We start from the raw sequence: 12,200 nt of genomic DNA, 5'->3' as shown, positions 1-12,200 counted from the left end.
TTACTTATTTTCAAATATTGATATCAATCTTATAAAATCCTCTATTGAAAGATTTTCTGCTCTCTCTGTTTCTGGTATCTCTGCCTTAGCTAAGATAACTCTCAACTCATCTTTAGAATATCCTAAAGTAGAGAAGTTGTTTAATAGATTTTTTCTCTTATTTGAGAAACCAGCTTTTACATACTTAAAGAAAGTATCCTCATCAACTTGATTTATATATCTATTGTCCTTGTAAAGTTTAATAGACATAAAAGCAGAGTCCACCTTAGGAATAGGAGTAAAGAACTCCTTAGGGATAGTGAATAGATATTCAGCCTCTCCATAATATTCCACAGCAAGAGTTAAGACACTTCTCTCTTTACCTTTTTTAGCACAAACTCTTTCAGCTACCTCTTTTTGAACCATAATATATATCTCATCTATTACATCTCTATTCTCTATAAGCTTATTGATTATAGGTGAAGTGATATAGTATGGAATATTAGCAACTACCTTTGTTCCAGCTCCTACATAGGCTCTCAAGTCAGTTTCTAATACATCATTCATTACAAGAGTATATTTAGGATTTCCATCAAATTTTTTTCTTAAGATTTTTTCTAAATCTCTATCTATCTCCACAGTTACAACTTTTTTGGCTGTATCAAGAAGTAGAGCAGTCAAAGCTCCCTCCCCTGGTCCTATCTCTAGTACAGTATCTTCAGCTTGTACATTAGACACTTCCATAATTTTTCTTAGGACTTCCCTCTGGTCAGTCAAAAAGTTTTGTCCAAATTTTTTCTTATGTTTAAAGGACATATTCTCCTCCGATTATTTTTTTACTACAATTCCAACATATGGTAAGTTTCTATGGTGTTGGTCATAGTCTAATCCATATCCAACAACGAACTCATCAGGGATTTCAAAACCTACATAATCCCCTTTCATCTCAACAGTTCTTCTGCTTGGTTTATCTAATAGAGTACATATTTTAAGAGATTTAGCTCCTCTATCTTCTAAAAGTTTTTTCACGTGACTTAGTGTTAATCCTGTATCTATGATGTCCTCAACTATTAAAACATCTTTGTCCTTTACACTGATGTCAGTATCTTTTAAAACATTTATTACTCCAGTACTTGTTGTTCCTGAGTAACTAGAAACACTCATAAAGTCTATCATAACTGGTAAATCCATCTCTTTGATTAAGTCACTCATAAACATTATTGAACCTTTTAATAGTCCAATAACTAAAAGGTCTTTACCACAATAGTCCTTTTCAATCTCTTTTGCTAATTCCTTGATTCTTTTTTCAACCTCTTCTCTTGTTAAAAGAGTCTTAATAGTATAATCCACTCTATTTCCTCCTTTTAAAACATAACTTTGGCAAGTTACATTTTAATAAAATCAATTACGATATATTTTATCATTTAATCTAGAAATTATCAAGTAATTATTGATATTTTATGTATCTTATGATATTATCATTATTATAAAGATTTAGAAATAATGGAGGAGTAATGAATAAAAAAACAGTTTTTATCTCCTTAGCTGGACTTTTAGGAATAATTTTTATAATGTTTTTTTCTCTTAAAATATTTCAAATAGTATACTTTAATGAGAAATATTACAAAGTTCCAAATTTAAAATCATATACAGTGAAAGAGGTAACAGAGGCATTAAAAAATAGTGAACTAAGTATAAAAGAGGCTGGGGAAGAGTTTTCAGATTTACCTATTGGAGAGATTTTCTTACAAGAGCCAGAAGCAAACTCTGTTGTAAAAAAAGGCAGAACTATAAAGGTGTGGGTAAGTAAGGGAAAAGCCCTTGTACAAGTACCTAATCTTGTAGGAATGAATTACTTAGATGCCAAGGTTATAGCTGAACAAAAAGGTCTTATTATAGATAAAGTTATTACAGTAAAAGCTCAAGGGGAGTATAACGAAGTATTGGCTACTGACCCTAATACTAATACTCTTATGACTAGAGGAGAGAAGATATCTTTCCTTGTAAATGGTGCTGAACAAGTAGTAGAGGTAAAAATGCCTGATATAATAGGTATCTCTTTTGATAGTGCTCTTGAAATTCTTACTAAAAACTCCTTAATAGTAGGAAATGTTGAGTTTACATCTATACCAGAAGTACAAAAAAATGTTATAATAAAGAGTAGTGTTAAATCTGGAGAAAAAATTCCAGCTGGTTCAGCTGTGGATTTGACTATTAACAACTAAAATACTCTAGGAGGGATTAAATATTAAAGGAAGAGTTATTAATAAGATTCAAGGATTTTATTATGTAAAATCTGAAGATAAAGTCTATGAATGTAAATTGAGAGGGATTTTAAAAAGAAAAGAGAGCAAAGATAACTGTGTTGTTGGGGATATAGTAGAGATTTCAGAAGATAACTATATTATTAATGTAGAGGAGAGAAAAAATCTTGTAGAGAGACCTCTAGTTGCCAATATAGATTATCTAGTAATACAATTTGCTGGAAAAGACCCAGATATAGATTATGAAAGACTTAATATCCTTTTGCTTAGAAGTTTTTATTACAAAATCAAACCTGTAATTATCATCAATAAGATTGATTTACTTTCAGCTGAGGAGTTAGAAGAGGTAAAGAAAAACTTAGAGTTTTTAAATAAACTTGATATAAAATACTTTTTAATTTCACAAAAAGAGAATATTGGTATTGAGGAATTAAAGGTATTTTTAAAGGATAAAATCACTGCCTTTGGTGGTCCTAGTGGTGTGGGAAAATCTAGTATAATAAATCTTTTACAAAATGAAAAAAAATTAGAAACTGGAGAAACTAGTAAAAGACTTAGAAGAGGAAAACATACTACTAAAGATACCAACCTACTTGAATTGATAGGAGGAGGTTATATAATAGACACTCCTGGATTTTCATCAGTGGAGTTACCAGATATAAAAGATGCTCAAGAGTTGATAGCTCTTTTTCCAGAGTTTACTAATAGAGGAAACTGTAAATTTAATAACTGTTTACATCTCAACGAGCCAAGTTGTGCTATAAAAAACAGTGTTGGAGAGGGAGAAATAGAGAGAAGCAGATATAATTTCTATAAAAAAGTATATGAAAAATTGAAAGAGGAGAGGTGGAATAGATATGAGTAATATAAAAATTGCTCCATCAATATTATCAGCAGATTTTAGTAAATTAGGGGAGGAAGTAATAGCAATAGATAAAGCTGGTGCTGACTATGTGCATATAGATGTAATGGACGGAATTTTTGTTCCTAACCTTACTTTTGGAGCTCCTGTTATAAAAGCTATTAGAAATAAAACTGACTTAGTTTTTGACGTACACTTAATGATAGATAGACCAGAGAGATATATAGAGGACTTTGCCAATGCTGGTGCTGACATCATTGTAGTTCACGCTGAATCTACTATACACTTACATAGAGTAATCCAACAAATTAAAGCCACTGGAAAAAAAGCAGGTGTTTCATTAAATCCAGCTACTCCAGTAGATGTATTAAAATATATAATTGATGACTTAGATATGGTACTAGTTATGAGTGTAAACCCAGGATTTGGAGGACAAAAATTTATAGAGAGTGCTGTACAAAAGATAAAAGATGTAAGAGCTTTAAGCAAAACTGTGGATATACAGGTAGATGGTGGAATAACTGATAAAACAATAGGAAGATGTATAGAGGCTGGAGCTAATGTATTTGTAGCTGGTTCTTATGTATTTTCTGGAGATTATAAAGAGAGAATTGAGAGTTTAAAGAGAGGTTAAAAATATGACTGCTATGACTGGAAATATTAATAAAGTAAATGAAATATTAGAGGAGTTTTACAAACTATTTTATAAAACTGAAGATATGGCTCTAAAAAGAGGTATCAAATGTTTAACTCATACAGAGTTACACCTAATAGAAGCTATTGGGGAAGAATCACTTACTATGAATGAGCTTGCTGACAGAGTTGGGATAACTATGGGAACTGCTACTGTAGCAGTATCTAAGCTTACTGAAAAAGGGTTTATAGCTAGAGTTCGTTCTAATTCTGATAGAAGAAAGGTATATGTTTCTCTTACTGATAAGGGAAGCAAGGCTCTAACTTACCACAACAACTATCATAAAATGATAATGTCTAGTATCACTGAAAATATAGCTGATAAAGATTTAAGCCATTTTATTGAGATTTTTGAACTAATACTTGGAGCTTTACAAGAGAAAACTGATTACTTCAGACCTCTTACTATTGTGGACTTCAACGAAGGAGAGAGAGTTTCTATTGTAGAGATAAAAGGTACTCCTATTGTTCAAAACTATTTTGCTGGACACGGAATAGAAAACTTTAGTATAGTTGAGATAATGAAACCTACTTCAAAGGAAAATTTTGTAATAAAATCTCCTACTGGTGAAATTATCGAATTAGACATTCTTGATGCTAAAAACTTAATAGGAATAAAAGCAGACTAAAAAGGAGCAAAAATGTTCTATATTGATGGAATATCTTTAAATAAAATAAAAGAGGAGTTAAAATCTAACCTCTATGGGAAAAAGATAAATAAAATTACTAAAAATACTGAAACTTCTCTATCAATATATTTTGGAAAAACAGAGTTAGTTTTCTCTTGTAACCCGTCTTTTCCTATCTGCTATATTACAAACTCTAAAGAGGGAGTGTTGGAGAGCAGTGCTGGATTGGCTGCCAATATGAAAAAACATCTACTAAATGCTATGTTAGTAGATGTGGTTCAACTTGGTTTTGATAGAGTGTTACAATTTAAGTTTTCTAGGATAAATGAGCTAGGAGAAGTTAAAAACTACAATATCTATTTTGAGATAATGGGTAAATACTCTAACTTTGTATTTACTGATGGAGAGAATAAAATTATTGACTTGTTAAAGAGATTCTCTTTGGAGGAGAATAGACTGAGAGCTATGTTCCCAGGAATTACCTATGAACAACCAATAATTGAGAAAAAAATATCTCCACTTGAGGTAGATAGTAGTAGTTTTAACTCATTCTTAGAAGAGGGAACTCTACTTAAAAATATAGAGGGAGTTGGAAAACTATTTTTACAAAATATTGATTCCTTTGAAAAATTTAAAACTATATTAGAGGAAAAAATATCTCCCAAAATATATCTAAATAACAAGAGAATAGTTTTAGGAACTGTGTTAGATATAGCCCCTAAATCTAAATATGATGAGGTTATTGAGTTTGACTCATTTAGAGAGGCTGTAAATTACTATATCTCTTCTGAAAATCTATCTAGTAGTTTTGACTCTCTAAAAAGTCAACTGATGGATAATATTTTAAAAAGAATAAAAAAAGATGAGAAAATCTTAACTGTACTTGCTAAGGAAAAAGAGGAGAAATCTGACTATGAAAAATATAAGGAGCAAGGGGATATATTAGCTTCTTGTATCTACAATGTAAAAAAAGGTATGACTTTTGTAGAAACTTATGACTTTTATAACGATACTATGATAAAGATTCCTCTTGAACCTCAAAATACTCCTCAAGAAAATCTTGAGAAGATATATAAAAAGTACAATAAATTAAAAAGAGGACTTGAAGCCAATGCTAGAAGGGTAACAGAGATTAGTGAAGATTTAGATTATCTAAACAGCATCAAACTTTTTATTGAAAATAGTAATGATATAAATAACTTGAAAATCATACATGAAGAGCTTATCTCTCAAGGATATATGAGAGTCCAAAATAAAAAGGGAAAACCTAAAAAGCAAAATAAAGAGATAGGTTATGGAGTTATTGAAGGGGAAAATTACAGAATCCTCTTTGGTAGAAATAACATTGAAAATGATAATCTAACTTTTAAAGTAGCTGATAAAAATGATATCTGGCTACATGCTAAAAATATTCCTGGTTCTCATGTGATTATCAAATGTGATGAACTAAGTGAGGAACTACTTATGAAAGGAGCAGAGATAGCTGCTTATTATAGTAAGGGATTTACTGGAGATAAGATAAGTATAGATTATACTCAAAAGAGATATATCAACAAACCTAAGGGAGCTAAGCCAGGATTTGTTACATATGTAAATGAGAAAAATATCTTAGTTATAAAACCAGAGAGAGTATAATCTATTATTCAATTTTGAATAAAAAATTTAAACACAAGAATGACGAAGATTGAGGAGAATAAATAGAGCAAGTCAGCGAAAGCGAGTACTAAAAAACACAACTGTTTGAGTGAAACGAGTTTTGTGTTTTTAGTGAGCTAAGCCTACTTGCTCTTTATTCTTTGAGCGAAAGTCATTCTTGAATTTAGTTATAATTTCTTAAATTGCAACAGCTCTTTTTTTATTATACTTTTTATTTGACAAGAAATATTCCCATAGTATATATTATTTTTAACTAATAAAAAAAGGAGAAGGAATAAAATGGATAAATTTAACTCTATTAAGATTTTTTCTAATATCAATAGCTCAAGCAAAAAAAATTTAATAAAATATAGTAAAATAAAAAAATATAAAAAGGGAGAGCATCTCTTCTTAGATAGAGATAGAGTTAATTGTATCTATTTTGTTTTAGCTGGAATTGCTTCTCTGTATAAATTGAACTCAGCTCATGATAAAAAAGTTATTTTCATCTATGGAAAGGGGGAAATTTTAAATGAGGTTATTCTTCAAAAGAATATGAGTTCATTAAACTGTGAATTTCTTTGTGATACTGAAATTTTAGAAATCCCTAGTACTAAATTCTTAGAAGTAATGAGTTGTGACTTCCAACTTTCAAGAAATGTAATTGATTCTATGGCTTATAAAATTAGAAGATTGTATCATCAACTAAAAAATACTTCTAACTCTATAAGATTAGATAAGCAGATAGCCTCTAAACTCTGGAAACTATCTAGGGACTTTGGAAAAGAAACTGATGAAGGAATAGAGATTGATTTTAATCTTTCTATCTCATATCTAGCTGATATGTTAGGCTCTAAAAGGGAAACAGTATCTAGACAGCTAAAAATTCTCTCTGAAAAAGAGTTGATTATTGTAAAAAGGAATAGATTTATAGTAGTAGATAGAGAAAAACTTTTAAAATATTTTAGAAACTCGTGAGTTCTCTCACAACTTTATTTTATTCTTCCTGATATAATTAAAACAAAGTAAATTAAAATTATGAAAGGAAGATATATATGGGTTTTCAAATTGGTAAAAAAGGATTGAATCTCTTTTTAGATTCATTAAAAAATGATTACGATATCTATGCTCCAGTAGTTTTTGAAGGTGGTGGAACTTTCTCAGACACAGATTGTATCAGATATGCAAAGATTAACTCTATTGATGAAATAGAGTTTGAAAAAAAATCAAATTACTCTTTTAAAGAGAGTATTTTACCTGTTACTCAAAGACTGTTTTATTTTACAGAAGAGAGTGTTAAGGAAGCTGATGATAAAAAGAAGGGTAGCATAGTTTTTTTGAGAGCTTGTGAGTTAAATGCTGTAAAACGTTTAGATGAGATGTATCTAATCAATGGTGGAGAGGATTATTACTATAAAAGATTAAGAGATAGAGTAAAATTTATCTTAATCGGTTGTAACCACTCTTTTGAAAATTGTTTCTGTGTAGATATGGAAAGTAACAAATGTGATGAGTACTCTTTAGCTATCAACTATGGAGATGAGGATTTCTATGTCGATTGTAAAGAGGAAAAATGGTCTGAAATCTTAAAAAATAATTCTGAAAGAGAGTTAGAAGTTACTCCTAATTTTGTAACTGAAAATGATGTCAGAGTGAATATACCTGAAAATTTAACTTCTGAAGTAGCAAAAAGCAGTATGTGGAATGAGTATGATTCTCGTTGTATAGCTTGTGGAAGATGTAATTTTGTATGTCCTACTTGTACATGTTTTACTATGCAAGATATCTTCTATACTGATAATGGAAAAGTTGGAGAGAGAAGAAGAGTGTGGGCTTCTTGTATGGTAGATGGATATACAGATGTAGCTGGTGGAGAAAGCTATCGTAAAATATATGGTCAACGTATGAGATTTAAAGTTTTACACAAAGTTTTAGACTTTAAACAACGTAGTGGTTACCATATGTGTGTAGGTTGTGGAAGATGTGATGATATATGCCCTGAATACATATCATTCTCTAACTCTATTAATAAATTAGAAGCTGCTATGAAGGAGGTAACTAAGAAAAATGACTAACCAATATTTACCTTTTTTATCTGAAATTGTAGAGGTTATAAAACATACTGATATTGAGTATACTTTTAGAATGAGATATGAAAAAGATGATGTAAAACCTGGACAATTCTTTGAAATCTCTATTCCTAAATATGGAGAAGCTCCCATATCTGTAAGTGGAATAGGAAATGGGACAATTGATTTTACCATCAGAAAAGTGGGAAAAGTAACTAATGAGATTTTTGAAAAATATGTTGGAGAAAAGCTTTTCATCAGAGGACCATATGGAAATGGATTTGATATAAACCTTTATAGAGATAAGGAGCTAGTAATAGTAGCTGGTGGTACTGGGGTTTCTCCTGTAAGAGGAGTTATCGAGTATTTTGCAGAACACAATAATGAAGTTAAAAATATGAAACTTATTACTGGTTTTAAATCTCCAGAATTTATTCTTTTTAAAGATGATATCCCTAAATGGAAAGAAAAAATGGAATATATCCTCACTGTAGATAGTGGGGAAGAAACTCCAGATTATAAAGTTGGTTTAGTAACTAAATATATACCACAACTTAAATTTGAAGATATATCTAAAGCTGTAGCAATAGTTGTAGGACCTCCAGCTATGATGAAATTTTCTGCTCTTGCTCTTTTAGAAGCTGGATTTAAAGAGGAAAATATCTGGATATCTCAAGAGAGAAAGATGTGTTGTGGAATTGGTAAGTGTGGACATTGTAAAATAGGAGATGTCTATATCTGTGTTGATGGACCTGTCTTTAACTATGTTAAGGGACGTACTTTATTAGATTAGGAGTTAGGATTATGATGGATATAAATACAAAAAAAATTAAGAAAAATGCTTTTAGAGTTACTAAGGAGCGTGGGAAAACAGCTTCTAGGGTACGTGTTCCTGGAGGGCATTTAAATGCTCAGCTTCTTTCTATGATTCAAGAGATAGCACAAACTTATGGAAATGGAACTGTACATTTAACAAGTCGTCAAGGTTTTGAAATTCCGGGAATCCCTTTTGATAAAATACCTGAAGTAAATGCCAAACTACAACCTATTATCGAAACTCTAGGAATCAATCAGCCTGAAAAAAATAAGGGATACTCTGCTGCTGGAACAAGAAATATTACAGCTTGTATAGGTAATCGTGTATGTCCTTTTGCTTGTTATGACACTTCTGCCTTTGCTAAAAGAATTGAAAAAGCTGTATTTCCACATGACTTACATTTTAAAATAGCTTTAACTGGTTGCCCTAACGACTGTGCTAAAGTTAGAATGCATGACTTTGGAATAATGGGAATGACCCTTCCTCAATTTGAACCTGATAGATGTATCAGTTGTGGAGCTTGTGTAAGAGCGTGTAAGAAAAAATCTACTGGAGCTCTAACAAGTGTAAACTACAGACCTCAAAGAGACCATCAAAAATGTATAGGTTGTGGAGAGTGTGTAATTAATTGTCCTAATATGGCTTGGACTAGAAGTAAGAAAAAATATTACAGACTAACTATTATGGGACGTACTGGAAAGAAAAATCCACGTCTTGGAGAGGATTTCTTAAAATGGACTGATGAAGAGACTATAACTAAGATTATTTTAAATACCTATGACTATGTTACTGAATATATTGCTAAAGATGCTCCAGGTGGAAAGGAACATATAGGTTATATAGTGGATAGAACAGGATTTGAAGAGTTTAAGAAATGGGCTCTTAAAGAGGTAGAAATATCTCCAGAAACAGAGGTATATACTCCTATCTATTGGAAGGGAATAAAATACTAAAATTAAATATATTTTAAAGAGGATTTTACTATCGAAGTTGCCAAAATTTTGTATAAAAAATCCTCTTTTTTATTCTCTGAGTGATTAATATCACAGTAGAAAAAAATAAAATTTTATATAATTAAAATGGTCAATATGATATTTATCACAGATAAATATCATATGAAATTATTGTTTAGAAAGTAAATTAAAATTTAAAGAGAGGGAGAAACAAATGAAAAAAATTCAATCAACCTGTAACTACTGTGCAATTGATTGTAATCTTGATTTCTATGTAGAAGATAACAAGATTATAAAAATTGTTCCTACAAAAGAATATCCTGTTAATAATGGTTTTAGCTGTGTAAAAGGAATATCCCTAGATAAGCAACAAACAAAATTTAAACCAAATCCACTACCTCGTATTAAAAAAGCTGACGGAAGTTTTGAATATTTAACTTGGGAAAATGGATTTAAAGAGGTAGCTGAAAGATTAACTAAAATAAGGGAAAAATATGGGAATGAAAGTGTAGCTGCTCTTAGTACTGGACAGATGACAGTGGAGGAGTTTGCTCTATTTGGACATATGATGAGAAATCATTTAAAAGCTAATGTTGATGGGAACACTCGTCTATGTATGGCTACAGCAGCTGTAGCTCACAAACAAAGTTTTGGGTTTGATGCACCTGGGTATACACTTAAAGATTTAGAACTTTCTGATACAATAATTTTTATAGGAGCAAATCCTATTGTTGCTCATCCTATACTTTGGGGAAGAGTAAGAAACAATCCTAATAAAAAGATTATAACTATTGACCCTCGTTATTCAGAGACAGCTAAAAACTCTGACTATTGGTATGGAATAAACTCAAAAACAGACTTAACTCTATTCTATACCTTAGCTAATCTAATTATTGAAAAGGATTATACTGATAAAAAATATATAGAGGAAAACACTGAAAACTTTGAGGGATTTAAAAATTTTGTAAAAAAGTACACAGTAGAGAAAGCCTCAGAGATATGTGGACTTACTCAGGGAGAGATTGAGGAGTTAGTAGAGCTAATCCACTCTGGTAAAAGAGTTTCTTTCTGGTGGACTATGGGAATAAATCAAGGACATGAGGCAGTAAGAAGTGTACAAGCTATTATCAATCTAGCTCTTATGACTGGAAATATCGGTAGAGAGGGAACAGGGGCAAACTCTATAACTGGACAGAGTAATGCTATGGGTTCAAGGGTATTTAGTAATACCACTGGACTTTTTGGTGGTGGAGATTTTGACAATCCTAATCGCCGTGCAAAGGTAGCTAAAGCTCTTGGGATAGATGAATCATTACTCATTGATAAACCTACTCTTCCATATAATAGAATCATAGAAAAAATAAATACTGGAGAGATAAAAGCTCTTTGGGTAGTATGTACTAACCCACGTCACTCTTGGACTAACAATGAAACTTTTAGAGAGGCAATGGAAAAACTTGAACTTCTAATTGTACAAGATATATATGATGATACTGAAACTTCTGAAATGTGTGATATCTATCTTCCTGCTGTTCCTGGAGTAAAAAAAGAGGGAACTGTTATCAATCTTGAAAGAAGATTATCAGCAGTAAGACCATGTCTTGAAAAGGCTGAAAATGAATTGATGGATTATGAAATCTTCTATGGAGTGGCTAAAGCTCTTGGACTAGAAGATATAACTCAAAATTGGAAAACTCCTAAAGATGCTTTTAACTTTATGAGAGCTTGTTCTGAAGGAATGCCTTGTGATATTACTGGGGTTGAATATGAGGATTTAGCTGAAAGCCATGGTATTCAATGGCCATTTAAATCTGGAGATAAATTGGTAACTGATGAGAGAAGATTATATGAAGATGGAAAATATTTTACTCCAAATAAAAAGGCTAAATTCCTATTTGAAAAAGTAGCTGAAAATCCGCTTCCTACAAGTGAAGAGTTCCCTTATATTTTTAATACAGGAAGGGGTACAGTTGGACAGTGGCATACTCAAAGTAGAACTAGAGAGATTCCATTTGTAATAGATGCTGTATCTAAAGAAGCTTATCTCTATATAAATAGTAAACTAGCAGAGGAAAAGGGTATAACTGAAAACTCTAAAGTGATTGTTAAATCTAAAAATGGAGAGAGTGCTGAATTTATAGCTATGTTAACTGAGGACGTAAAATATAATGAGCTCTTTGCTCCTATCCACTATATAGAGTGTAATAAACTTACTCCATCAGTATATGATGCTTATTCAAAAGAGCCATCATATAAAAGTGCAGTTGTTAATATCTTTTTAAAGGGAGAGTAAATAATT

General features: G+C 31.1%; 12 protein-coding genes. 10 read left to right on the top strand and 2 right to left on the bottom strand.

Features of this window, described 5'->3' with window-relative positions; genetic code table 11:
* Both rsmA and hpt read right to left on the bottom strand, forming a co-directional pair.
* Positions 1-795, bottom strand: a complete 795-nt coding sequence (rsmA, locus tag FMAG_RS12555) for a 16S rRNA (adenine(1518)-N(6)/adenine(1519)-N(6))-dimethyltransferase RsmA (RefSeq protein ID WP_005887242.1) — start codon at positions 793-795, stop codon at positions 1-3.
* A 12-nt stretch (positions 796-807) separates the two neighbouring features.
* Positions 808-1,329 (bottom strand): hypoxanthine phosphoribosyltransferase, encoded by a 522-nt coding sequence (gene hpt / locus FMAG_RS12550; RefSeq protein WP_005887240.1) that lies wholly within the window; start codon positions 1,327-1,329, stop codon positions 808-810.
* Positions 1,330-1,493: 164 nt separating this feature from the next.
* Between hpt and FMAG_RS12545 the strand changes: the two genes are divergently transcribed.
* From FMAG_RS12545 to FMAG_RS12500, 10 genes are all read left to right on the top strand, one after another.
* Positions 1,494-2,204, top strand: a complete 711-nt coding sequence (locus FMAG_RS12545; RefSeq protein WP_005887238.1) for a PASTA domain-containing protein — start codon at positions 1,494-1,496, stop codon at positions 2,202-2,204.
* Positions 2,205-2,241: 37 nt separating this feature from the next.
* Entirely contained in the window at positions 2,242-3,108 is an 867-nt protein-coding gene (gene rsgA / locus FMAG_RS12540) for a ribosome small subunit-dependent GTPase A (RefSeq protein WP_081462377.1), read from the top strand.
* On the top strand, positions 3,101-3,739 hold the full coding sequence (rpe, locus tag FMAG_RS12535; RefSeq protein ID WP_005887235.1) for a ribulose-phosphate 3-epimerase: 639 nt from the start codon (positions 3,101-3,103) through the stop codon (positions 3,737-3,739). The genes rsgA and rpe overlap by 8 nt, the downstream gene beginning before the upstream one ends.
* Before the next feature lie 13 nt (positions 3,740-3,752).
* Positions 3,753-4,427 (top strand): MarR family winged helix-turn-helix transcriptional regulator, encoded by a 675-nt coding sequence (locus FMAG_RS12530; RefSeq protein WP_040494265.1) that lies wholly within the window; start codon positions 3,753-3,755, stop codon positions 4,425-4,427.
* Positions 4,428-4,439: 12 nt separating this feature from the next.
* Complete coding sequence (locus tag FMAG_RS12525; RefSeq protein WP_005887231.1) at positions 4,440-6,062, top strand: Rqc2 family fibronectin-binding protein; 1,623 nt, start codon at positions 4,440-4,442, stop codon at positions 6,060-6,062.
* A 300-nt stretch (positions 6,063-6,362) separates the two neighbouring features.
* Positions 6,363-7,040, top strand: coding sequence for a Crp/Fnr family transcriptional regulator (locus tag FMAG_RS12520; protein ID WP_005887230.1), 678 nt, complete (start codon positions 6,363-6,365; stop codon positions 7,038-7,040).
* 77 nt (positions 7,041-7,117) lie between these two features.
* Positions 7,118-8,137 carry an anaerobic sulfite reductase subunit AsrA gene (gene asrA, locus FMAG_RS12515; RefSeq protein ID WP_005887228.1) on the top strand — a complete coding sequence of 340 codons (1,020 nt, stop codon included), beginning with the start codon at positions 7,118-7,120 and terminating at the stop codon, positions 8,135-8,137.
* Positions 8,130-8,924 (top strand): anaerobic sulfite reductase subunit AsrB, encoded by a 795-nt coding sequence (asrB, locus tag FMAG_RS12510; RefSeq protein WP_005887226.1) that lies wholly within the window; start codon positions 8,130-8,132, stop codon positions 8,922-8,924. Before asrA ends, asrB begins: the two co-directional genes overlap by 8 nt.
* An 8-nt stretch (positions 8,925-8,932) precedes the next feature.
* Complete coding sequence (gene asrC, locus FMAG_RS12505) at positions 8,933-9,901, top strand: sulfite reductase subunit C (RefSeq protein ID WP_217702352.1); 969 nt, start codon at positions 8,933-8,935, stop codon at positions 9,899-9,901.
* A 214-nt stretch (positions 9,902-10,115) separates the two neighbouring features.
* Positions 10,116-12,194 carry a molybdopterin oxidoreductase family protein gene (locus FMAG_RS12500; protein ID WP_005887222.1) on the top strand — a complete coding sequence of 693 codons (2,079 nt, stop codon included), beginning with the start codon at positions 10,116-10,118 and terminating at the stop codon, positions 12,192-12,194.
* Positions 12,195-12,200 lie beyond the last annotated feature (6 nt).

Source organism: Fusobacterium mortiferum ATCC 9817 (assembly GCF_000158195.2).
In the GTDB taxonomy this organism is placed as follows: Bacteria; Fusobacteriota; Fusobacteriia; order Fusobacteriales; family Fusobacteriaceae; genus Fusobacterium_A; species Fusobacterium_A mortiferum.
This window is presented reverse-complemented; position numbering and strand designations above follow the sequence as displayed.

Coding starts and splice junctions, on each gene's coding strand:
- rsmA (WP_005887242.1), bottom strand. CDS start 795: ATGTCCTTTAAACATAAGAAAAAATTTGGACAAAACTTTTTGACTGAC.
- FMAG_RS12545 (WP_005887238.1), top strand. CDS start 1,494: ATGAATAAAAAAACAGTTTTTATCTCCTTAGCTGGACTTTTAGGAATA.
- rpe (WP_005887235.1), top strand. CDS start 3,101: ATGAGTAATATAAAAATTGCTCCATCAATATTATCAGCAGATTTTAGT.
- FMAG_RS12530 (WP_040494265.1), top strand. CDS start 3,753: ATGACTGGAAATATTAATAAAGTAAATGAAATATTAGAGGAGTTTTAC.
- FMAG_RS12525 (WP_005887231.1), top strand. CDS start 4,440: ATGTTCTATATTGATGGAATATCTTTAAATAAAATAAAAGAGGAGTTA.
- FMAG_RS12520 (WP_005887230.1), top strand. CDS start 6,363: ATGGATAAATTTAACTCTATTAAGATTTTTTCTAATATCAATAGCTCA.
- asrA (WP_005887228.1), top strand. CDS start 7,118: ATGGGTTTTCAAATTGGTAAAAAAGGATTGAATCTCTTTTTAGATTCA.
- asrB (WP_005887226.1), top strand. CDS start 8,130: ATGACTAACCAATATTTACCTTTTTTATCTGAAATTGTAGAGGTTATA.
- FMAG_RS12500 (WP_005887222.1), top strand. CDS start 10,116: ATGAAAAAAATTCAATCAACCTGTAACTACTGTGCAATTGATTGTAAT.